We start from the raw sequence: 20,871 nt of genomic DNA on the forward strand, positions 1-20,871 counted from the left end.
TAAGCTTTTCGTATTGAAAAGGCGGAGGATTAGCCTTTCAGCTGCACCTTGCCGTCCTTCACGCGGACATCATAGTGCTTCACTGAATGACTCTCATCTTCCATGCAGTATCCGTCGCTTAAGCGGAAACGCTGCTTTTTCAGCGGGCTGGCGACCCACAGTTCGCCCTGATGCTCGGCAATCAGTCCGCGGGAGAGCACGCTGGCCTCGAAGAACGGGTCGATATTGCTGATGGCAAAAACCTGTTCATCGTGGCGAGGGCGGAAAATCGCAACCTGCTCGCTTCCCAGCAACGCGCATACGCCGGTTGCCGGGATGATGTCGTTAATATCGCAAATGTTTATCCACTGGCTCATGCGTTTTCCTCCACCAGCGTGACCGGAATTCGTTCATACGGTGTCGCCGGACGATGCTGTTCACGCTCCGGCACAACCTGTACGTTCGGGTCGCGCTGGGCGCTGTTGATGAAGTGTTTGAAGCGCGTCTGCGCCGCCGGGGTGTGGACGGTTTCCGTCCATTCGCAGATCACCGCCTCGCGCAGGCGCGCCATCTCCGCTTCCAGGTGCTCGTTCAGGCCCAGCTTGTCGTCGATGATCACCGATTTCAGGTAATCGATGCCGCCTTCCAGGTTATCGAGCCAGGAGGCGGTACGGGTCAGCTTATCGGCGGTGCGGATATAGAACATCATGAAGCGGTCGAGATACTGAATCAGCGTGTCGCGATCGAGATCTGCCGCCAGCAGGTCCGCGTGGCGTGGCTTCATCCCGCCGTTACCGCAGACGTAGAGGTTCCAGCCCTTCTCGGTGGCGATGAGCCCCACGTCTTTACCCTGCGCTTCCGCACATTCGCGGGTACAGCCGGAGACGCCAAACTTCATTTTGTGCGGGGTGCGGATGCCTTTGTAGCGGTTTTCCAGCTCCACGCCGAAGCCCACGCTGTCGCCGACGCCGTAGCGGCACCAGGTGCTGCCCACACAGGTTTTCGCCATGCGCAGCGCTTTGGCGTACGCGTGGCCGGTTTCGAAGCCGGCTTCAATGAGCTGACGCCAGATTTCCGGCAGATCGTCTTTCTGCGCGCCAAACAGGCCGATACGCTGGGAGCCGGTGATTTTGGTGTACAGGTTAAATTCACGGGCAATACGGCCCACGGCCACCAGCCCTTCCGGCGTAATTTCGCCCCCAGCGGAACGTGGAATAACGGAGTAGGTGCCGTCTTTCTGGATGTTGGCCAGGAAGTTATCGTTGGTGTCCTGCAGCGGCGTATGCTCGGGCTTGAGCACGTACTCGTTCCAGCAGGAGGCCAGCAGGGAGCCGACGGTCGGTTTACAGACTTCGCAGCCGTAGCCCTGGCCGTGCTTCGCCAGCAGTTCGTCGAAGGACTTAATGCCCTCCACGCGGATCAGGTGGTACAACTCCTGGCGAGAATACGCGAAGTGCTCGCACAGGTTGTTGTTCACTTCGATGCCCTGTTTCGCCAGCTCGGCGTTCAGCACCTGAGTGACCAGCGGAATACAGCCGCCGCAGCCGGTACCGGCTTTGGTTTCGGCTTTCAGTGCCGCCACGGTGTGGCAGCCTTTGTTGATGGCGGAGATCAGCATGCCTTTGGTGACGTCGAAGCAGGAGCAAATCTGCGCGCTGTCCGGCAGTTTATCCACGCCGATAGACGGCTTGCCGCTGGACGCGTGCGCCGGGAGGATCAGCGCGTCCGGGTTTTCCGGCAGTTCGATGGCGTTCAGCACCAGCTGGAGCAGGTTGCCGAAGTCGCTGGTATCGCCCACCAGCACCGCACCGAGCAGGGTTTTGTTGTCCTGGCTGACAATGAGGCGTTTGTAGACTTCTTTGCTTTCGTCGAGATAGACATAGCTGCGAGCGCCGGGCGTGCGGCCATGCGCATCGCCAATACCGCCCACGTCCACGCCCAGCAGCTTCAGCTTGGCGCTCATGTCTGCACCGGTAAACGCGTTTTCGCTGCCGAGGATATGGTCCACGGCGACCTGCGCCATTTTGTAGCCCGGCGCCACCAGACCGTAGACGCGGTTATTCCAGCTGGCGCATTCGCCAATCGCGTAGATATCCGGATCGGAGGTCTGGCAGGCGTCGTTGATCATGATCCCGCCGCGCTGCGCCACGGCCAGACCGCACTGGGTCGCCAGCTTGTCGCGCGGACGAATACCGGTGGAGAAGACGATGAAGTCCACTTCCAGCTCGCTGCCGTCGGCAAAGCGCATGGTTTTGCGCGCTTCAGTCCCTTCCTGAACGATCTCTTTGGTGTTCTTGCTGGTGTGAACCTTCACGCCCATGCTTTCGATTTTACGACGCAGCTGGTCACCGCCCATATGGTCCAGCTGTTCGGCCATCAGCATCGGGGCAAATTCGATGACGTGGGTTTCAACGCCGAGGTTTTTCAGCGCGCCTGCCGCTTCCAGGCCCAGCAGACCGCCGCCGACGACCGCGCCGCGACGGCTGCGACGGGCGCAGGATTCGATGGCGTTGAGGTCTTCAATGGTACGGTAGACGAAGCAATCCTGAGTTTCCGAGCCTTTGATCGGCGGGACCCACGGATAGGAGCCCGTCGCCATGATCAGCTTGTCGTAAAAAACCGTACGCCCCGCGCTGGAGTGGATCACTTTTTCCTGACGATTGATGGTGATAGCGCGTTCGCCCACCAGCACTTTTACGCCATGCTTCTCGTAGAAACCTTCGCGCACCAGAGAGAGCTCTTCGGCGGTATGATGGGAGAAGTAGGAAGACAGGTGCACACGGTCGTACGCCTTGCGGGGTTCTTCACAGAACACGGTAATATCGAACTGCTCAGCATCGGCCTTATCGAGAAGATCCTCAATAAAGCGGTGGCCGACCATGCCGTTACCGATGATAGCGAGTCTGACTTTGCTCATTATTGCCTCGATTTCTTTTCTATTATTGCCTACCTTAACGATTCAGCAGGGGCGCTTATTGATGCAAATCAAATACGTCTTCGCCTACTCCTTAGGTGGTATATGGCTGATTTGTCAGGATTTTTATAAGTGGCGGAAATCGCAGGTTTTTCGCGCTCGTTGAATTTGTGTACAAATCAGGGGCGGTTTTGCCAAAATCGATACGCCTGAATATCAGCGGCGTTTTTTAGGGGAAGGGTATGTCTACAACACCGTTATGGCTTGTTCAGAATGTTCGTTTACCGGGTCGGGAAGGGCTGTGGCAGCTCGCCATTGAGAACGGGCGATTTGGTGACATCACCCCGATGGATGACACCCACGCCGAAAGTTATGAAGTATTGAACGCGCGCGGCGGGCTTGCTATTCCGCCGTTCATTGAGCCGCATATTCATCTTGATACGACCCAGACCGCGGGTGAGCCGAACTGGAACCAGTCCGGCACGCTGTTCGAAGGCATTGAGCGCTGGGCGGAGCGCAAGGCGTTGCTCAGCCATGAGGATGTTAAAGCGCGCGCCTGGAAAACGCTGAAGTGGCAAATTGCCAACGGCATCCAGTTTGTCCGTACTCATGTGGATGTCTCCGACCCGACGCTCACCGCCCTGAAGGCGATGCTGGAGGTGAAGCAGGAGGTTGCCCCGTGGGTGACGCTGCAAATCGTCGCTTTCCCGCAGGAAGGTATTCTTTCTTACCCGAACGGCGCGGCGCTGCTGGAAGAGGCGTTAAAGCTGGGGGCCGACGTGGTGGGGGCGATCCCGCACTTCGAGTTCACCCGCGAGTATGGCGTACAGTCGCTGCATATCGCTTTTGAACTGGCGAAGAAGTATGACCGTCCGCTGGATATCCACTGCGATGAAATCGACGACGAGCAGTCGCGGTTTGTCGAGACGGTGGCAGCGCTGGCGTATGAGGCCGGCATCGGCCCGCGCGTGACGGCCAGCCACACCACCGCCATGCACTCCTACAACGGCGCGTACACCTCGCGGCTGTTCCGTCTGCTGAAAATGTCGGGAATTAACTTCGTCGCTAATCCGCTGGTCAATATCCACCTGCAGGGGCGCTTTGATGACTATCCGAAGCGCCGCGGCATCACCCGGGTGAAAGAGCTGCAGGAAGCGGGCATTAACGTCTGCTTCGGTCATGACGACGTCTTCGACCCGTGGTACCCGCTCGGCACCGGCAACATGCTGCAGGTGCTGCATATGGGGCTGCACGTCTGTCAGATGATGGGCTATCCGCAAATCGACAGCGGCCTGAATCTCATCACCCATAACAGCGCCCGTACCTTCGGCCTGAGCGATTACGGCATTAAGACAGGTAACCCGGCGAACCTGATTATTCTGCCTGCCGAGAGCGGGTTTGAAGCGGTGCGCTGTCAGGTGCCGGTGCGCTGGTCGATTCGTCAGGGACGGGTGATCGCCACGACGCAGCTGGCGCAGACGTGGATCCAGATGGATATCGGAGGAGAAGAGGTAAGTTTTGCCAGAAACAGCCCCTCTGCCGAGCGCAAAGGGGCGTAGGGGTTAGTGAGACGCTGCTGCCGCGTTGTGCTGGCGGTGGCGGGTCACGAAGCCCAGAACGAAGCACATGATAAATACCACGGCATACAGGCCGTTCGCGGTGTGCAGCGCCGCCAGCGGACCGCTGTGGGCCACGATCGGGCCAGTGACCACGAAGGTCAGCATGGTGCCGATGGTGCCGCAGGTCAGGACGAAGTTAACCAGCTTCGGCGAGGCCACTTTGGTCTGCAGAGAGCCCAGGGTGATGATCGAGGTATAAATGGCGCTGGAGAAGAAGCCCAGGGTCAGAATGAACCACGGCATATGCTCCGGTGAACCGTTGATGAACAGGTACATCAGCACGGTCGCCAGCCCGGCCAGCACGGTCAGAATGCGCTGCAGGTCGAAGAAGCGCAGGATGAAGCTAAACGCCCACATGCCGAACATGTAAGACATCCAGAAATCGCTCACCAGTTTACCCGCATCGTTCAGGCTCATGCCCAGACCTTTAGCGTACTCCGGTACCCAGGAGATAAAGCCCAGCTGGCCCAGGATGTAACACAGCGCGGCGATGGAGAGGAACAGCACGCCGATGCCCCACTTTTCTTTCGCAACAGGCTCTGCGGTGGTTTGCGCTTTCTTGCCCAGCACCGGGAACTCACAGCCGAAGGTCAGAATAAAGATCGCCACGTAGACCAGGCCGATGCAGGCATAGACCCAGTACCACTCAATGCTGCGCGCCAGCAGAACGGCCGCGACCATCGGGAAAATCATTCCGGCCATGCTGAAGAAGGAGTCGGTAAACAGCAGGCGCGCGCCGCGCTGGCGGCCTTCATACATATGGGTAATCAGGAACGTACCGATCGACATGGTGATCCCGCTGACCAGACCCAGCACGAACATGGCGGCGGAGAACAGGGCGATGCTGTGGCTCAGCATCAGGCCCGCCACGGCGGCAACCATCAGCACAAAGCCAAAGCGCAGCTGGGTTTTCAGCGGGACGATTTCCATCAGCCAGGCATTCAGGAAGATAGAGATCAGGATCCCCGCGTTGAGGAAGGTAAAGGTGTTACTCATGCTGGAAACGGGCAGCTGGAAGTAGTCTGCGATATTCCCCATCACCATCCCGGTGACGATCACCAACGCGCCGGTCAGGGCGTAGGAGAAGAAGCTGATCCATGTGAGCTTGATGCGATTGCTGTTAGTCATGTCTGGCCTGTTCAGAAAAAGAAAAGCGCCCGGGGGGCGCTGAGAGCGGGCAGATTTTAGACATTAAAGTGATCTATTCATATCTTTTAAGAGAAATTAGAACTTCATTGCATGTTTTTGTGTGATCTCGATCACACAAAATGGCGCTAAAGCCAACCGTTTGCGCGGTTACAACTGTTTCAATTTCGTAAAATTAGGTAAAAGGCTGGTCTCCGTTCATACTGCTCTTTAGAATCAAGCCATTCGCTTTTTATACTGCGCTTTGTTAAGGAATTCTCATGCTCAAATCAACACTGGCGGCTGTCGCAGCTGTGTTTGCTCTTTCTGCCGTTTCCCCTGCTGCGCTGGCAGCAAAAGGGGACCCTCACGTTCTGCTGACCACCTCCGCCGGGAATATTGAGCTGGAACTGAATAGCCAGAAAGCTCCGGTTTCTGTGAAAAACTTCCTCGACTATGTGAACAGCGGTTTCTATAACAACACCACTTTCCACCGCGTGATCCCGGGCTTCATGATTCAGGGCGGCGGCTTCAACGAGCAGATGCAGCAGAAACAGCCGAACCCGCCAATCAAAAACGAAGCGGATAACGGCCTGCTGAACAAGCGCGGCACGATCTCTATGGCGCGTACCGCGGACAAAGACAGCGCGACCAGCCAGTTCTTCCTCAACGTGGCGGATAATGCCTTCCTCGACCACGGTCAGCGCGACTTCGGCTATGCCGTTTTCGGTAAAATTGTGAAAGGGATGGACGTCGCCGACAAGATTTCTCAGGTGCCTACTCACGACGTCGGTCCGTATCAGAATGTGCCGTCAAAACCGGTGGTTATCCTCTCCGCAAAAGTTCTGCCGTAATTCTTCTGAACGCGGGCTTCTCCTGCCCGCATTCTGTAACCCTCCCTGCGAAAGCGCGTTTTGCTGCTTATACTTGTGGCAAACGGACTATTCAGGGAGGCGTTAAGTGAAAAAGCTCACCGACAAGCAAAAATCCCGTCTCTGGGAACAGCAGCGTAACGTCAATTTACAGGCCAGTTGTCTCCTTGAAAAAGGTAATGGTCCCTCAGAGCCCCATATTGAGACGCTGGAGCTTGGGCCTTCCGCGCCCGGGTTGCCCCATCTGTGCCTTATTCATCGTCATTTGTACCGCAGCGAGATGAAGCGGGCAGGCGAGTTACGCACTGACGATATTTTTAAGGGTGACATTCCTTTCTGCCATTTCGAATACATCGAGAAGATGGGTAACGAGCTGATGGCGGCGCTGGAAGGCGAAAAGTATCTCGTGGGTCTTGAGAAAGCGGCGTTTGTTGACCGGGTTAGCCACTATTACTGCGAAATCAACATGCTGCATCCGTTTATGCGCGGCAACGGTATTGCCCAACGCGTTTTCTTCGAGCAGCTGGCGCTCCACGCGGGCTACTCGCTGGACTGGCGCGATATCGATCCCGACCAGTGGGTGGCGGCTAACCGAAGCGGCGAAACGGGAGATTTAACCGCGCTAAACGCTATCTTTGCCAAAGTAGTGAGCGAAGCGCGGGAATCTGAGTAGAATAGGGCGGCATTTTTTTCGGGAGCCGCCATGATTCTGCTGATTGATAACTACGATTCCTTCACCTGGAACCTTTACCAGTATTTTTGTGAACTGGGCGCAGAGGTGGTTGTCCGCCGTAACGACGAGATCGGACTGGACGATATCGGGATGCTGGCTCCGCAGAAAATCGTGATTTCTCCTGGGCCGTGTACGCCGTCGGAATCGGGTATTTCTTTGGATGTTATTCAGCACTATGCAGGCAAGCTGCCGATCCTGGGCGTCTGTCTGGGCCATCAGGCGATTGCCCAGGCGTTTGGTGCCACCATCGTGCGCGCTGCCAAAGTGATGCATGGTAAAACCTCTCCGGTCACCCACGCCGGCACCGGGGTATTCACGGGGCTCAATAACCCGTTAACCGTGACGCGCTACCATTCCCTGGTGATTGACCCGTCGACCCTGCCCGACTGCTTTGAGGTGACCGCCTGGAGCGATACGCAGGAGATCATGGGGATTCGCCACCGCGAATGGGACCTCGAAGGCGTGCAGTTCCACCCGGAAAGCATCCTCAGCGAGCAGGGGCACGCGCTGCTGGCAAATTTCCTCAATCGCTGAATATCTGTTGCCTTGTTGTGATTTTTTATGCATATTTTGTGATTATATTTTCACAATAACTGTGACATAAAAATGGATGGTCATGACATGGCAACTGAACAACCAGCAATAACCCGCGCGACATTCGATGAAGTGATCCTGCCGATTTATGCACCGGCTGAGTTTATCCCGGTGAAGGGAAAGGGCAGCCGCGTCTGGGATCAGCAGGGGAAAGAGTATGTGGATTTCGCGGGCGGTATTGCGGTCACGGCGCTGGGCCATTGCCATCCCGCGCTGGTTGAGGCGCTGAAAACCCAGGGCGAAACCCTGTGGCACACCAGCAACGTGTTCACCAACGAACCGGCGCTGCGCCTGGGCCGCAAAATCATTGATGCGACCTTTGCCGAGCGCGTGCTGTTTATGAACTCCGGCACCGAAGCCAACGAAACGGCCTTTAAGCTGGCGCGCTACTACGCGACAACGCGCTACAGCCCGTACAAAACCAAAATCATCGCCTTCCATAATGCCTTCCACGGACGCTCCTTCTTTACCGTCTCCGTTGGCGGCCAGCCGAAGTATTCCGACGGGTTTGGCCCTAAACCGGCCGACATCGTCCACGTACCGTTTAACGATCTACACGCGGTGAAAGCGGTCATGGACGACCACACCTGCGCGGTAGTCGTTGAGCCGATCCAGGGGGAAGGCGGCGTGACGGCGGCAACTCCGGAATTCCTGAAAGGGCTGCGCGAGCTGTGCGACGAACATCAGGCGCTGCTGGTCTTTGATGAAGTGCAGTGCGGGATGGGGCGTACCGGCGATCTGTTCGCTTATATGCACTACGGCGTGACGCCGGACATCCTGACCAGCGCCAAAGCGCTCGGCGGTGGTTTCCCGGTGAGTGCGGTACTGACGACGCAGGAGATCGCCTCCGCGTTCCACGTCGGCTCTCACGGCTCTACCTACGGCGGTAACCCGCTGGCGACCGCCGTGGCGGGCGCCGCATTCGACATTATCAACACGCCGGAGGTGTTGAACGCCGTGAGCGCGAAGCGCGAGCTGTTCGTAAAACACCTGCAAAAGATTGATGAACAGTACGACGTGTTCAGCGAAATCCGTGGGATGGGGCTGTTGATTGGCGCCGAGCTGAAGCCGCAGTACAAAGGTCGCGCGCGCGACTTCCTGCACGCCGCCGCGCACGAAGGGGTGATGGTACTCAATGCCGGGCCGGACGTGATGCGCTTTGCGCCGTCGCTGGTGGTAGAAGATAAAGACATCGAAGAGGGGTTAACCCGCTTTGCCTCGGCGGTCGCGAAGATCGTTAAAGGCTAATACTCGGTTCGCTTTAACCGGCGCGTTAACCAAATGCCGTGATGCGGACGCTGACGCCATGCCACCGACGAAATGGTGTGCATGGTGTTCAGATGCCCCAGAACGCGCTGCAAATGCTGCTCCAGCGTGCTCATTGGCCCGTGGGTTAACGTCTCCGGCGCTTCCAGAATATTTGAGTCGCCCGACTCGCCCGGCGCGTCATACTCCAGACGCTGCTGACACCTCTGCAACGCAATTTCACACGACTGCAAATAGCGCTGCGCCAGATCCGGCGTCAGCATCGTGTGCTCGCGCGCCAGCGTGGTCATAGCGTTAATGTGCTCGACGATAAACTGGCTGTGCGTCACCCAGAGCTTCATATCTGCCAGATAGTGCGAGTTAAAGCCCGGCTCCTGCATCGCCTGGTTGAGCGAGTTAAACAGGGCGTTGTGCGCCTGGTTGACCTTCATCCGCTGCCAGGCCAGCGGCGTCGGTTGAGGATTGTCGCTGAGGATTAGCCTGATGGCCTCCTGATCCGCTTCCAGCGCGTCGTGGGCGTTCTGCCTCAGCAGCCCGCTCTGCCACTGCGGCCACAGCCAGACCATGCCGCCGAAGGCAATCAGGCAGCCGATCAGGGTATCAATCAGCCTGGCGACAATAAACTGTTCGCCATTGAGCGTGAGCAGCTGCAGGGTATATACCGCCGTCACCGTAAAGCCCACCATCGCCCAGCCGTAGTTTTTGCGGATAATCAGATAACTCACCAGCGTAATCGCCAGCATCCCTGCCAGGGTATAGCCTTCCGGCACGTGGAAGTGCAGCGTTACGCCCGCAATGATCAGCCCGGCCATCGTTCCGCCAGCCCGATGCAGAATACGCACCCGCGTGGCGCCGTAGCCGTTCTGGGTGACAAACAGCACGGTCATTAAGATCCAGTACGGTTTCGGCAGGTGCAGTGCCATGCCCATCAGGCTGGCGGTACTGAGCATCACGCTGATCCTTGCGGCGTTGCGCAGGGCGGACGATTTAAGAGAAAGATAGCTTTTGAGCGCGGGCAATAACGGCAGCCGTTTCTGCTTATCCGCCATCAGGTCGCGGGAATAAAGCGGGCGCTGCGTGCGCAACACGCGGGCAATGCGGCTGAAGTGCCAGGCGGCAAACTGGCCGACCGGGTTATCGGGATGCTGACGGGCGATTTTCTCCAGCGCGCCCAGCTGCTTGTCCATGTTAAAGCGCGTCGGGTAGCGGTGGTAGAGAATATCATCGGCCAGCACGCGCAGACGTGCGGACACAGTTTGTGCGTTCCAGCGGATCACCGCTTCGGCGTGGCTGCGCTCGACCAGCTTTTGCACCTCCTGCGGGTGGTGAAGGCTTACGGAGATGTGCTCCTGCAGATCCAGCCCGACCTGGAAGGTGCGCAGCAGCCGTTTGTATTCGTGGTTCTTGTTGGCGGCGAGCATATGCAGCTGCTGATAGCACTGGCTTATGAGATCCACCACCTTCTGCTGGCGCGTCAGCAGCGGCGGTAAGGATTTTTCCGGGTCGGTATGCTGGGTGAGCAGGGTATATTTGGCCTCGCAGTAATCCGCAAGCTGCACATAGAGCAGGCTCAGGGATTCACGCAGAGGCTGCTCCCGCCACAGCCAGAACCAAAACCAGTTAAACAGCCCGTACCATAATGTCCCCAGAGCGTAGATCAGCAGCGGCTCCCACACCGGCATGTTCCCGGCGAGGCTCAGCGTGAAAATGGCCGCAATCAGCGAGGCGGGAAGCAGGCGGGCGTGCAGCGAACTGATTTCCGCCGTGACGCCGAGGGTCATCGCCAGCACGGTCAGGATCAGCGGCAGCGGGATATCACGAGCCAGTAACAGCTGTACGGCGAGGCTACAGCCGGCAAACAGGCAGCCACCAACGATCAGGCGTTTGAAAAAGCGCTTATGCGGCGTGTCCAGACCGGCGATGTTGCAGCAGGCGGGCACGAGGGAAAACAGCAGGCCTTGCTGAAGATGTCCGAGGATCAGGCCTATGGCCACAGGAAGACACAACACCAGCGTTTGCCGCAGTGCGTAGTTAACTTCCGGGTGATAGATCAGCCTGCGCCACATGGGGAATAGAGACAAAAACGGCGTGACACCTTGCGATGGCACGCCGTTTAAGCGGAATTAACGCGTTCCGTAGACCACGATGGTTTTACCGTGGGCGGAGATCAGGTTTTGATCTTCCAGCATTTTCAGGATGCGGCCCACTGTTTCACGGGAGCAACCGACGATCTGACCAATTTCCTGACGGGTAATTTTAATTTGCATGCCGTCCGGGTGGGTCATGGCGTCTGGCTGTTTCGCCAGGTTCAGCAGGGTTTGTGCGATACGGCCGGTAACGTCCAGGAAGGCGAGGTTACCCACTTTCTCTGACGTGACCTGCAGACGGCGCGCCATCTGGGAAGAAAGACGCATCAGGATGTCAGGGTTAACCTGAATCAGCTGACGGAACTTCTTGTAAGAAATTTCAGCCACTTCACATGCTGTCTTTGCACGAACCCAGGCGCTACGTTCCTGGCCCTCTTCAAACAGGCCCAGTTCACCGATGAAATCGCCCTGGTTCAGATAAGAAAGGATCATCTCTTTCCCTTCTTCATCTTTGATCAGCACTGCCACCGAGCCTTTAACGATGTAATACAACGTTTCCGCTTTTTCACCCTGGTGAATCAGCGTGCTCTTTGATGGGTACTTATGAATGTGGCAATGAGACAAGAACCATTCGAGAGTCGGGTCTGTTTGCGGTTTGCCAAGCACCATGCGCTGTTATCCTCTGTTATAAGCTGTCACCAGAGTCATCAGATGCATCCGGACTCTGGGGTTGCAATCGAATTCTTACCCATACCCTGGGAAGTCGGCTACCGTAACGTTTCGCAGCCAGTAAAGTTTGATGTCCTCTGCATACATGTGTAACGTCAATGTATTACTGTAGCATCCAGAGTGTTTTAGCATAGCTTTCGCCGCGTGTCTCCTGGTGTCTCGCTTCAGCATGATGCAGGTCGCCTTCCATTGCGAGAAATGTAACGCACGCGTAATCTGTCACCAAAAATGCAACGTTGGAGTTTAAGAATATGCAAGCGCGCGTGAAATGGGTTGAAGGTTTAACGTTCCTGGGCGAGTCCGCGTCAGGGCACCAGATTTTGATGGACGGTAACTCCGGCGATAAAGCACCCAGCCCAATGGAAATGGTGCTGATGGCGGCAGGCGGATGCAGCGCAATTGACGTGGTGTCTATTCTACAAAAAGGGCGTCATGACGTGACGGATTGTGAGGTTAAACTCACGTCAGAACGTCGCGAAGAGGCGCCACGCCTGTTCACCCATATTAACCTGCACTTTGTGGTCACCGGTAAAGAGCTGAAAGACGCGGCGGTCTCACGTGCGGTGGACCTGTCTGCGGAGAAGTACTGCTCAGTGGCGTTAATGCTGGAGAAAGCGGTAAAAATCACGCATTCGTATGAAGTGATCGAGGCGTGATTGTTGGGGCATCGTGCGTGTTGATGCCCTCACCCTAACCCTCTCCCACAGGGAGAGGGAACATGCTCACGCGATCTGCTTCCCTTCCATCAGTCGCTCCACCAGCGGCGTCATGATGAGCTCCATCGCCAGCCCCATTTTTCCGCCCGGCACGACTAACGTATTCATGTGCGAAATAAACGAGCCCTGCAGCATTGCCAGCAGCCACGGGTAATCAATGCCTTCGAGATTGCGGAAATGGATCACCACAAAGCTCTCATCCAGCGACGGGATGCTTTTGGCCGCGAACGGGTTGGAGGTGTCCACCGTCGGCACGCGCTGAAAGTTGATATGGGTGCGGGAGAACTGCGGCGTCAGGAAGTTAATGTAATCCTCCATGGAGCGCACCACGGAGTCCATCACCGCCTCTCGCGAATGGCCGCGCTCGCTCATGTCGCGCGTCAGCTTCTGGATCCACTCCAGGTTAACGATAGGGACCACGCCGACCAGCAGATCCACGTGGCGCGCCACGTCGTGTTGAGGGGTGACCACGCCACCGTGCAATCCTTCGTAAAACAGGACGTCGGTGGGTTCCGGCAGCGGCTGCCATGGGGTAAAGGTTCCCGGCACCTGATTCCAGGGTACGGCTTCATCATAGGTGTGCAGATACTTACGGGACTGCCCTTTGCCGCTCTTACCGTACTCTATAAAGGTTTGTTCCAGCAGGCCGAAGTCATTGGCTTCCGGGCCGAAGTAGCTGATGTGTTTACCCGAATCGCGCGCCTTACGAATGGCCATGTCCATCTCCGGACGCGTGTAGCGGTGAAAGCTGTCGCCTTCGACCTCCGCCGCACGGAGATTCAGCTGGGCGAAAATCTTGCGAAATGCGAGGCTGGTGGTGGTGGTTCCCGCACCACTCGACCCCGTAACGGCAATAACCGGATGTCTGGCAGACATAGCAACTCCCTGACTGAAAAGGGTGGAAGATCAGCCGTGAAACGCGTTGCGGGGCATGATATTGACCGTCTCATGCAGTTCTGACCACACCAGCACCACGTCGCCGCTTTTCAGCTGGCGCTTAACATCGTTGACCTTTTGCTCAAGCGAGCGTTCCTGTTCACCATAATCGGTGCCTTCGCGTAATACAAAGCTTTCAATCAGATTATCGAGCGTTTCGGGAGCCAGATCCTGCCAGGGAATAATCATTTTGCACCGTCCAGATAAGGGGTCAGCCAGTCAGGAATACGCGCCTCAAGCCACATTTTCGGGCGGCGCAGCGTGCCGCCGATAAACCCGACGTGGCCGCCGTGCTCGGTCAACTGATAGTGAACGTTGTCGGGCAGGAATTCCTGAGCGGGAATCGAGTGATGATCCATAAACGGGTCATCTTTGGCATGAATAATCAGCGTCGGCTGCGTGATCTTGCTGAGCAGCGGCATGGCGCTGCACTGACGATAATAGTCAATCGCATCGGCGAAGCCGTGGATTTTCGCGGTGATCAGGTCGTCGAATTCGCGAATGCGGCGCACCTTTTTCAGCTGGCGCAGGCTGACCGGCAGGGTATCCGGGTAGGCCTTCAGCTTACGCGCCGCGTTGGCCTTCAAAAGGTTGAGCAGGTAGCGCTGATAGACGCGGGAAAAGCCCTTATCCATGTGGTAGCTGCACTGCTCGAGCATAAACGGCGCGGAGACAATGACGGCGGCATCCAGCGGGACGCTTTCGCCCTCTTTGGCCAGCAGACAGGCCAGCATGTTGCCGCCCAGCGAGTAGCCCACGGCGGCCGTTGGCACGGTGCCATAATTTTCCCGCAGCCAGTGTAAAAACCACGTCCCGTCTTCGGTTTCACCCGAGTGATAAATGCGTTTCTGACGATTCGGTTCGCCGCTGCAGCCGCGAAAATGCATCACCACGCCGAGCCAGCCGCGCGCTTTTGCCGCCTCAATTAACCCATGCGCATACGGGCTGTGCAGGCTGCCTTCCAGACCGTGGAAAACCACCAGACGCGGCTTATGGCGAGCCTGTTCAGGCGCTTCGCTCCAGGCGAGATCCAGAAAATCACCGTCCGGCAGGTCAAGCCGCTGCCAGTGCGGGGTGAACTGAACCTTGCGGCGGATCAGTCGCGGCAGCATGGTCTGCAAATGGCGATTGGCGACGCCGCGCATGGGCACGAACTCAGTGCTGTCTTCGGCTGCAATCTCGAAGTCTGATGGAATGATTTGGGTCATAAGCGCGGTGCTGATTCTTGTCGGAAATTTACGATACTTTCCGAATTGTACCCCGTTTAAGCTGGTTTTCCGAACCCGGTACGGATTCTGTTCTTCAAACGGGGTAAACAGGTCAGTCAGCCTGCAGCATCGCTTCCAGCTGTTCCTGCGCGTCGAGCCACGCCATCTCGCACTCTTCGAGACTGGATTTGGTCTTCGCCTGGGTTTGCAGGCAGTCGGTCAGCTCAGCCTTGCGGCTCTGGTCATACAGGCCGCTATCGCCAAGCTTCTCTTCAACGACAGCCAGCGTGGCGTTGAGTTTTTCCATCTCTTTTTCCAGACGGGTAATCTCTTTACGCAGCGGCTGCGTCTGGGTGCGAAGCTCCGCTTCACGACGCTTCTGGTCTTTACGCGCCTGCGCGCTGTTGGCGTTGTCTTTCGCTGACTCTTCCGGCTGGTTTTCCTGCTTCTGCACGTCCGTCAGCCACTGCTGGTAGTCTTCCAGATCGCCGTCGAACGGTTCAACTTTGCCGCCGTGCACTAAATACAGATCGTCCGTGGTGGAGCGGATCAGGTGACGGTCGTGCGAAACCACCACCAGCGCGCCTTCGAACTCAATCAGCGCTTCGGTCAGCGCCTGACGCATGTCGAGATCCAGGTGGTTGGTCGGTTCATCGAGCAGCAGCAGGTTCGGGCGCTGCCAGACGATCAGCGCCAGCACCAGGCGGGCCTTTTCGCCGCCGGAGAAGCGCTCGGTGTTTTCAGTCACCTTATCGCCCTGGAAGCCAAAGCCGCCGAGATAGTCGCGCAGCTTCTGCTCCATCTCCTGCGGCGCCAGACGCGCGAGGTGCTGAATCGGTGATTCATCCGCGCGTAAAAATTCCAGCTGATGCTGGGCGAAGTAACCCAGCTTGATGCCCTTCGCGAGGCCGATTTCGCCGCTGACCGGGTTAAGCTCGCCCGCCAGCAGTTTGATCAGCGTCGATTTACCGGCGCCGTTACGCCCCAGCAGGCCAATGCGCGAACCCGGCACCAGGTTGAGCTTGATGGAGTCGAGAATAATGCGGTCGGCATAGCCGGCGCTGACCTTCTCCATCTTCAGCAGCGGGTTCGGCAGACTTTCCGGCTCGCGGAAGCTGAAGTGGAACGGGTTATCCACGTGCGCCGGGGCGATCATCTCCATGCGTTCCAGCATCTTAATGCGGCTCTGGGCCTGCTTGGCTTTTGAGGCTTTGGCCTTAAAGCGATCCACGAAGCTCTGCAGATGTGCCACGCGCTGCTGCTGACTTTCGTACATGGACTGCTGCTGGGCAAGGCGCGTCGCGCGCTGGCGCTCGAAGGAGCTGTAGTTGCCGGTGTACTCGAACATCGTTTGCTGTTCGATATGAATGATTTTATCCACCACCGGGTCGAGGAAGTCTCGGTCGTGGGAGATCAGAATCAGAGTGCCCTGATAGCTCTTGAGCCACTTCTCCAGCCAAATAACCGCATCGAGATCGAGGTGGTTAGTCGGTTCATCGAGCAGCAGCAGGTTAGAGCGGCAGATCAGCGCCTGCGCCAGGTTGAGGCGCATGCGCCAGCCGCCGGAGAAGTCGCTGACCGGGCGTTCCAGCTGTTCATTGCTGAAGCCCAGGCCGTGCAGCAGGCTGGAGGCGCGGGAGCGAATGGTCCACGCGTCGATGGCGTCCAGCTTGCCGTGAACGGTGGCAATGGCGTGGCCGTCGTTGCGCTCGTTAGCGGCGTTAAGTTCCGCCTCGAGCTTACGGTATTCCCGGTCGCCGTCGATAACGTAGTCGAGTGCCGGTTCGCTCAGCGCCGGCGTCTCCTGGTTTACCCAGGCGAGCTGCCAGTTCCCCGGGAAGGTAAAGTTACCGCCATCCGCGCTAATCTCGTTTTTCAGCAGCGCCAGCAGGGTGGATTTACCACAGCCGTTTTTGCCGACCAGGCCCACTTTTTGGCCCGGGTTGATGGTGGCAGTGGCGTTATCCAGCAGGACGCGCACGCCGCGACGAATTTGTAACGAGGAAAAAACAATCATAGAAGCGCCGTATGTTCCGACTATGTTAATTTGTCATTATGATAATGTAAGGTGTGGGCCATTTTCCGCACCGGGCCGCCATGGTAGCCCAAAACAACGACGATACACAAAAACAGAAACAACACCGGGAGGGGAATGATGTCTCAGACAGCAAAAGTGCTGCTGCTGTATGCCCATCCGGAATCTCAGGACTCGGTGGCAAACCGGGTGCTGCTTAAACCGGCCACACAGCTCAGCAACGTGACGGTGCACGATCTCTACGCGCACTATCCTGATTTCTTTATTGATATCCCTTACGAGCAGGAACTGCTGCGTCAGCATGACGTGATTGTGTTCCAGCATCCGCTTTATACCTACAGCTGTCCGGCGCTGCTCAAAGAGTGGCTGGACCGCGTGCTGAGCCGGGGCTTCTCCAGCGGGGTGGGGGGCAACCAGCTGGCGGGAAAGTACTGGCGTAGTGTGATCACCACCGGAGAGCCGGAAAGTGCTTATCGCCACGACGGGCTGAACCGTTATCCGATGAGCGACATCCTGCGGCCATTCGAGCTGACGGCGGCCATGTGCCGTATGCACTGGATGAGCCCGATTATTGTCTACTGGGCGCGGCGTCAGGATCCGAAAGAGCTGGCAAGCCACGCCAGAGCCTATGGTGAATGGCTGGCGTCACCCATTCCGGCAGGAGGTCGTTAATGGAAGGATCGAATTTGCTCCTCGCCGGGGTGCTCTTTTTATTTGCGGCCGTCGTCGCGGTGCCGCTTGCTGCACGGATTGGTATCGGTGCGGTGTTGGGGTATCTGCTGGCGGGGATCGCGATTGGCCCCTGGGGGCTGGGATTCATCAGCGATGTCGATGAGATTCTCCATTTCTCCGAGCTGGGCGTGGTGTTCCTGATGTTCATCATCGGCCTGGAGCTGAATCCTTCGAAATTGTGGCAGCTCCGACGCTCTATCTTTGGCGTGGGCGCCGCGCAGGTGTTGTTCAGCGCCGCGATCCTGGGTGGCCTGTTAATGCTGACCAACTTTTCATGGCAGGCGGCGGTGATTGGCGGGATAGGCCTTGCGATGTCGTCGACGGCGATGGCGCTGCAGCTGATGCGCGATAAAGGGATGAATCGCAACGAAGCCGGCCAGCTGGGCTTTTCGGTGCTGCTGTTCCAGGATTTGGCAGTGATCCCGGCTCTGGCGCTGGTGCCGCTGCTGGCGGGGTCCGGGGACGATCACTTCGACTGGGCTAAAATCGCCATGAAGGTGCTGGCCTTCGCGGGCATGCTGATTGGCGGTCGTTTCCTGTTACGTCCCGTGTTCCGCTTTATTGCCGCGTCGGGCGTTCGCGAGGTGTTTACCGCCGCGACGCTGCTGCTGGTGCTGGGATCGGCGTTGTTTATGGACGCGCTGGGGCTGTCGATGGCGCTCGGGACCTTTATCGCCGGGGTGCTGCTGGCGGAAAGTGAATACCGGCACGAGTTGGAAATTGCCATCGATCCCTTCAAAGGGCTGCTGTTAGGCCTGTTCTTTATTTCCGTGGGGATGGCGCTCAACCTTGGTGTGCTCTATACCCATCTGCTGTGGGTTGTGGTGAGCGTCGCCATCCTGGTGGCGGTGAAAACGCTGGTGCTGTATGTCATGGCGCGCATTTATGGCTTGCGCAGTTCGGAACGCATGCAGTTTGCCAGCGTGTTAAGCCAGGGGGGCGAGTTCGCGTTTGTGCTGTTCTCTACCGCCTCCTCCCAGAAGTTGTTTAAAGACGATCAGATGGCGCTTTTGCTGGTAACGGTCACGCTGTCGATGATGACCACGCCGCTGCTGATGAAGCTGGTGGATAAACTGCTGTCGCGTCGCCTGAACCCGACGGACGATGAAGACGAAGCGCCGTGGGTGGAAGACGACAAGCCGCAGGTGATTGTGGTGGGCTTTGGCCGATTTGGACAGGTTATCGGGCGTTTGCTGATGGCGAACAAAATGCGCATTACGGTACTGGAGCGGGATATCAGCGCGGTTAACCTGATGCGTAAATATGGCTATAAGGTTTACTACGGCGACGCGACCCAGCTTGAGCTGCTTCGCTCGGCGGGGGCGGAAGCGGCAGAGTCCATCGTGATTACCTGTAACGATCCGGAAGATACGATGAAGCTGGTGGAGTTGTGCCAGCAGCATTTCCCGCATCTGCATATACTGGCGCGTGCACGGGGACGTGTTGAAGCTCACGAATTGTTGCAGGCGGGTGTGAAACACTTCTCCCGTGAGACGTTCTCCAGTGCGCTGGAGCTGGGCCGTAAGGCGCTGATCTCGCTCGGCATGCATCCACATCAGGCGCAGCGCGCCCAAATGCACTTCCGCCGGCTGGATATGCGGATGTTGCGCGAGCTGATGCCGGTACATACCGATACGGCGCAGATCTCCCGCGTGCGGGAAGCACGTCGCGAGCTGGAGGAGATCTTCCAGCGAGAGATGCAACAGGAACGACGCCAGCTCGATGGCTGGGATGAATTTGAATAAAGGGTAACGAAAGATGGCTGTACGTAAACGCTTTATTGCGGGTGCAAAATGCCCGACCTGCCAGGCGCAAGATACCCTGGCGATGTGGCGGGAAAATAATGTTGATGTTGTTGAGTGTGTTAAGTGCGGTCACCAGATGCGTGAGGCCGATAAAGAGGCCCGCGATCACGTTCGCAAAGAAGAGCAAGTTATCGGGATTTTTCATCCGGACTAGCGATATGCCCTGAGTTTTTTTAAGCTAAAGGGTACACGGGTGCAGATTTCCGCTACAATCTGCGCCAGCAATTTTCCCACGCTCAGGAGATATCATGAAAGTAGCAAAAGACCTGGTGGTCAGCCTGGCCTATCAGGTACGTACAGAAGACGGTGTGTTGGTTGATGAGTCTCCGGTGAGTGCGCCGCTTGACTACCTGCATGGTCACGGCTCCCTGATTTCTGGCCTGGAAACCGCGCTGGAAGGTCATGAAGTTGGTGACAAATTTGACGTTGCTGTAGGCGCGAACGACGCTTACGGTCAGTATGATGACAATCTGGTTCAGCGCGTTCCTAAAGACGTGTTCATGGGCGTTGACGAACTGCAGGTTGGCATGCGCTTCCTGGCTGAAACTGACCAGGGTCCGGTTCCTGTTGAAATCACCGAAGTGGAAGATGACCACGTCGTGGTTGACGGTAACCACATGCTGGCTGGCCAGAACCTGAAGTTCAACGTAGAAGTTGTTGCTATCCGTGAAGCGACCGAAGAAGAGCTGGCTCATGGCCACGTTCACGGTGCACATGGTCACGACCATGACCACGATCACGGCCACGACGGCTGCTGCGGTGGTCACGGCCACGATCACGACCATGGTCACGACCACGGTAAAGGTGGTTGCGGTAACGGCGGCTGCGGCTGCCACTAATACCCGTCGTCTTTCAAGCCGCAGGTGCGTTGGCTGCGCTTTGAAACCCCTGTCACATAGTTATCTATGCTCCCGGGGATTTTCAAGCTTGCCGCCTTCCTGCGACGCGAAATCCATAGGGTATTTGGTATGTAGGCCCGGTAAGCTTCGCCCCACCGGGCACAAAAAAAGCGGGATAATCCCGCTTTTTTTACGCCTCAATAATGAGGAGGTGGCGTCTCTTCTGACTGAGAGGCAATGTTTGACGGCTGCGTAGCCTTCAGCTTTTCCGTCAGCAGGCGCATATGATCCCGCAGTTTTGCCATTTCGAGCTCATGTGCGGTCACGGTCTGGTTTAGCTCTTCGATGGTGATGTCCTGAAAAGCCAGGCGGCTTTCCAGCTCAGCCATTCTCGCTTCTATTGCTGTATCCTTCATCATTCACCTCGTTTGTTTCAGATTCGCCATAATGGCCCTGCGGCGGCGCAGTTTAACTGAGTTTATCCTTAAGTACAGTCTGCATCCCTTTGGCAGGAAACTTATTTAAACAAAAATAGTCTGAAAAGTGGCGAGAATTGGAAGTGTCTGTCTGTAGATTTCTTCCGCAACGTTTTATAGTACGTAACTCATTTACGTTTAACGCTGGGGTGAGAGTCCCCAGGCCCTGGAGATATGGATGAAATCACTGTTTAAAGTAACGCTGC

Annotated in this window: 20 protein-coding genes; 10 read left to right on the forward strand and 10 right to left on the reverse strand. The window is 57.1% G+C overall.

Features of this window, described 5'->3' with window-relative positions; translation table 11 throughout:
* Nucleotides 1–29: 29 nt before the first annotated feature.
* Both nirD and nirB read right to left on the reverse strand, forming a co-directional pair.
* Nucleotides 30–356 carry a nitrite reductase small subunit NirD gene (gene nirD, locus INF68_RS19230; protein WP_023309475.1) on the reverse strand — a complete coding sequence of 109 codons (327 nt, stop codon included), beginning with the start codon at nucleotides 354–356 and terminating at the stop codon, nucleotides 30–32.
* Nucleotides 353–2,896, reverse strand: coding sequence for a nitrite reductase large subunit NirB (gene nirB, locus INF68_RS19235; RefSeq protein ID WP_126786798.1), 2,544 nt, complete (start codon nucleotides 2,894–2,896; stop codon nucleotides 353–355). Before nirB ends, nirD begins: the two co-directional genes overlap by 4 nt.
* Nucleotides 2,897–3,135: 239 nt before the next feature.
* On the opposite strand from nirB, the gene INF68_RS19240 reads away from it, so the two are divergent.
* Nucleotides 3,136–4,452 (forward strand): cytosine deaminase, encoded by a 1,317-nt coding sequence (locus INF68_RS19240; protein ID WP_109846139.1) that lies wholly within the window; start codon nucleotides 3,136–3,138, stop codon nucleotides 4,450–4,452.
* Between the two features lie 3 nt (nucleotides 4,453–4,455).
* Here INF68_RS19240 and tsgA read toward each other — a convergent pair whose 3' ends face one another.
* On the reverse strand, nucleotides 4,456–5,640 hold the full coding sequence (gene tsgA / locus INF68_RS19245) for an MFS transporter TsgA (RefSeq protein ID WP_039263090.1): 1,185 nt from the start codon (nucleotides 5,638–5,640) through the stop codon (nucleotides 4,456–4,458).
* Between the two features lie 278 nt (nucleotides 5,641–5,918).
* Between tsgA and ppiA the strand changes: the two genes are divergently transcribed.
* The 4 genes from ppiA to INF68_RS19265 all read left to right on the forward strand — a co-directional run bounded on the left by ppiA (nucleotide 5,919) and on the right by INF68_RS19265 (nucleotide 9,084).
* Complete coding sequence (gene ppiA / locus INF68_RS19250) at nucleotides 5,919–6,491, forward strand: peptidylprolyl isomerase A (protein WP_014885514.1); 573 nt, start codon at nucleotides 5,919–5,921, stop codon at nucleotides 6,489–6,491.
* 106 nt (nucleotides 6,492–6,597) lie between these two features.
* Nucleotides 6,598–7,182, forward strand: coding sequence for a putative adenosine monophosphate-protein transferase Fic (locus INF68_RS19255; RefSeq protein ID WP_126786799.1), 585 nt, complete (start codon nucleotides 6,598–6,600; stop codon nucleotides 7,180–7,182).
* A 30-nt stretch (nucleotides 7,183–7,212) separates the two neighbouring features.
* Nucleotides 7,213–7,776, forward strand: coding sequence for an aminodeoxychorismate synthase component 2 (gene pabA / locus INF68_RS19260; RefSeq protein WP_126786800.1), 564 nt, complete (start codon nucleotides 7,213–7,215; stop codon nucleotides 7,774–7,776).
* 87 nt (nucleotides 7,777–7,863) lie between these two features.
* Nucleotides 7,864–9,084, forward strand: a complete 1,221-nt coding sequence (locus tag INF68_RS19265; protein WP_185874194.1) for an aspartate aminotransferase family protein — start codon at nucleotides 7,864–7,866, stop codon at nucleotides 9,082–9,084.
* Here INF68_RS19265 and INF68_RS19270 read toward each other — a convergent pair.
* Both INF68_RS19270 and crp read right to left on the reverse strand, forming a co-directional pair.
* Nucleotides 9,081–11,168, reverse strand: a complete 2,088-nt coding sequence (locus tag INF68_RS19270) for a YccS/YhfK family putative transporter (protein ID WP_109846134.1) — start codon at nucleotides 11,166–11,168, stop codon at nucleotides 9,081–9,083. The two genes, INF68_RS19265 and INF68_RS19270, sit on opposite strands and share 4 nt — an antisense overlap.
* A gap of 57 nt (nucleotides 11,169–11,225) precedes the next feature.
* Entirely contained in the window at nucleotides 11,226–11,858 is a 633-nt protein-coding gene (crp, locus tag INF68_RS19275) for a cAMP-activated global transcriptional regulator CRP (protein WP_000242758.1), read from the reverse strand.
* Nucleotides 11,859–12,169: 311 nt separating this feature from the next.
* Between crp and INF68_RS19280 the strand changes: the two genes are divergently transcribed.
* Nucleotides 12,170–12,574, forward strand: a complete 405-nt coding sequence (locus INF68_RS19280) for an OsmC family protein (RefSeq protein WP_008503018.1) — start codon at nucleotides 12,170–12,172, stop codon at nucleotides 12,572–12,574.
* Nucleotides 12,575–12,640: 66 nt separating this feature from the next.
* Here INF68_RS19280 and INF68_RS19285 read toward each other — a convergent pair whose 3' ends face one another.
* The 4 genes from INF68_RS19285 to INF68_RS19300 form a co-directional block, all read right to left on the reverse strand.
* Complete coding sequence (locus INF68_RS19285) at nucleotides 12,641–13,510, reverse strand: phosphoribulokinase (RefSeq protein WP_023309465.1); 870 nt, start codon at nucleotides 13,508–13,510, stop codon at nucleotides 12,641–12,643.
* Nucleotides 13,511–13,540: 30 nt separating this feature from the next.
* Nucleotides 13,541–13,759: a YheU family protein gene (locus INF68_RS19290; RefSeq protein WP_008503016.1), complete on the reverse strand. Its 219-nt coding sequence runs from the start codon at nucleotides 13,757–13,759 to the stop codon at nucleotides 13,541–13,543.
* Nucleotides 13,756–14,778: a hydrolase gene (locus INF68_RS19295; protein ID WP_109846133.1), complete on the reverse strand. Its 1,023-nt coding sequence runs from the start codon at nucleotides 14,776–14,778 to the stop codon at nucleotides 13,756–13,758. The genes INF68_RS19290 and INF68_RS19295 overlap by 4 nt, the downstream gene beginning before the upstream one ends.
* 112 nt (nucleotides 14,779–14,890) lie before the next feature.
* On the reverse strand, nucleotides 14,891–16,795 hold the full coding sequence (locus INF68_RS19300; protein ID WP_126786802.1) for an ABC transporter ATP-binding protein: 1,905 nt from the start codon (nucleotides 16,793–16,795) through the stop codon (nucleotides 14,891–14,893).
* Between the two features lie 135 nt (nucleotides 16,796–16,930).
* Between INF68_RS19300 and kefG the strand changes: the two genes are divergently transcribed.
* The 4 genes from kefG (at nucleotide 16,931) to slyD (ending at nucleotide 20,189) form a co-directional block, all read left to right on the forward strand.
* A complete protein-coding gene (gene kefG, locus INF68_RS19305) occupies nucleotides 16,931–17,485 on the forward strand; it encodes a glutathione-regulated potassium-efflux system ancillary protein KefG (RefSeq protein WP_021242220.1) in 555 nt (184 codons plus the stop codon).
* Nucleotides 17,485–19,290, forward strand: a complete 1,806-nt coding sequence (kefB, locus tag INF68_RS19310; RefSeq protein ID WP_126786803.1) for a glutathione-regulated potassium-efflux system protein KefB — start codon at nucleotides 17,485–17,487, stop codon at nucleotides 19,288–19,290. Before kefG ends, kefB begins: the two co-directional genes overlap by 1 nt.
* A 13-nt stretch (nucleotides 19,291–19,303) precedes the next feature.
* Complete coding sequence (locus tag INF68_RS19315) at nucleotides 19,304–19,504, forward strand: YheV family putative zinc ribbon protein (RefSeq protein ID WP_033146793.1); 201 nt, start codon at nucleotides 19,304–19,306, stop codon at nucleotides 19,502–19,504.
* A 94-nt stretch (nucleotides 19,505–19,598) separates the two neighbouring features.
* A complete protein-coding gene (gene slyD / locus INF68_RS19320; protein WP_014885491.1) occupies nucleotides 19,599–20,189 on the forward strand; it encodes a peptidylprolyl isomerase in 591 nt (196 codons plus the stop codon).
* A gap of 197 nt (nucleotides 20,190–20,386) precedes the next feature.
* Here the strand turns inward: slyD and INF68_RS19325 are convergent, their stop codons facing one another.
* Nucleotides 20,387–20,605 carry a protein SlyX gene (locus INF68_RS19325; RefSeq protein ID WP_023309461.1) on the reverse strand — a complete coding sequence of 73 codons (219 nt, stop codon included), beginning with the start codon at nucleotides 20,603–20,605 and terminating at the stop codon, nucleotides 20,387–20,389.
* Between the last annotated feature and the right edge of the window lie 266 nt (nucleotides 20,606–20,871).

This window comes from Enterobacter cloacae complex sp. P16RS2 (assembly GCF_014982155.1).
GTDB lineage: Bacteria > Pseudomonadota > Gammaproteobacteria > Enterobacterales > Enterobacteriaceae > Enterobacter > Enterobacter cloacae_M.

What these genes read in the sequence shown, in the direction of transcription:
- crp (WP_000242758.1), bottom strand. Translation starts at nt 11,858, where the DNA reads ATGGTGCTTGGCAAACCGCAAACAGACCCGACTCTCGAATGGTTCTTG.
- INF68_RS19280 (WP_008503018.1), top strand. Translation starts at nt 12,170, where the DNA reads ATGCAAGCGCGCGTGAAATGGGTTGAAGGTTTAACGTTCCTGGGCGAG.
- kefB (WP_126786803.1), top strand. Translation starts at nt 17,485, where the DNA reads ATGGAAGGATCGAATTTGCTCCTCGCCGGGGTGCTCTTTTTATTTGCG.
- INF68_RS19300 (WP_126786802.1), bottom strand. Translation starts at nt 16,795, where the DNA reads ATGATTGTTTTTTCCTCGTTACAAATTCGTCGCGGCGTGCGCGTCCTG.
- pabA (WP_126786800.1), top strand. Translation starts at nt 7,213, where the DNA reads ATGATTCTGCTGATTGATAACTACGATTCCTTCACCTGGAACCTTTAC.
- kefG (WP_021242220.1), top strand. Translation starts at nt 16,931, where the DNA reads ATGATGTCTCAGACAGCAAAAGTGCTGCTGCTGTATGCCCATCCGGAA.
- nirD (WP_023309475.1), bottom strand. Translation starts at nt 356, where the DNA reads ATGAGCCAGTGGATAAACATTTGCGATATTAACGACATCATCCCGGCA.
- INF68_RS19285 (WP_023309465.1), bottom strand. Translation starts at nt 13,510, where the DNA reads ATGTCTGCCAGACATCCGGTTATTGCCGTTACGGGGTCGAGTGGTGCG.
- INF68_RS19270 (WP_109846134.1), bottom strand. Translation starts at nt 11,168, where the DNA reads ATGTGGCGCAGGCTGATCTATCACCCGGAAGTTAACTACGCACTGCGG.
- slyD (WP_014885491.1), top strand. Translation starts at nt 19,599, where the DNA reads ATGAAAGTAGCAAAAGACCTGGTGGTCAGCCTGGCCTATCAGGTACGT.
- INF68_RS19325 (WP_023309461.1), bottom strand. Translation starts at nt 20,605, where the DNA reads ATGAAGGATACAGCAATAGAAGCGAGAATGGCTGAGCTGGAAAGCCGC.
- INF68_RS19290 (WP_008503016.1), bottom strand. Translation starts at nt 13,759, where the DNA reads ATGATTATTCCCTGGCAGGATCTGGCTCCCGAAACGCTCGATAATCTG.
- INF68_RS19295 (WP_109846133.1), bottom strand. Translation starts at nt 14,778, where the DNA reads ATGACCCAAATCATTCCATCAGACTTCGAGATTGCAGCCGAAGACAGC.
- INF68_RS19315 (WP_033146793.1), top strand. Translation starts at nt 19,304, where the DNA reads ATGGCTGTACGTAAACGCTTTATTGCGGGTGCAAAATGCCCGACCTGC.
- INF68_RS19265 (WP_185874194.1), top strand. Translation starts at nt 7,864, where the DNA reads ATGGCAACTGAACAACCAGCAATAACCCGCGCGACATTCGATGAAGTG.
- ppiA (WP_014885514.1), top strand. Translation starts at nt 5,919, where the DNA reads ATGCTCAAATCAACACTGGCGGCTGTCGCAGCTGTGTTTGCTCTTTCT.
- INF68_RS19240 (WP_109846139.1), top strand. Translation starts at nt 3,136, where the DNA reads ATGTCTACAACACCGTTATGGCTTGTTCAGAATGTTCGTTTACCGGGT.
- tsgA (WP_039263090.1), bottom strand. Translation starts at nt 5,640, where the DNA reads ATGACTAACAGCAATCGCATCAAGCTCACATGGATCAGCTTCTTCTCC.
- nirB (WP_126786798.1), bottom strand. Translation starts at nt 2,896, where the DNA reads ATGAGCAAAGTCAGACTCGCTATCATCGGTAACGGCATGGTCGGCCAC.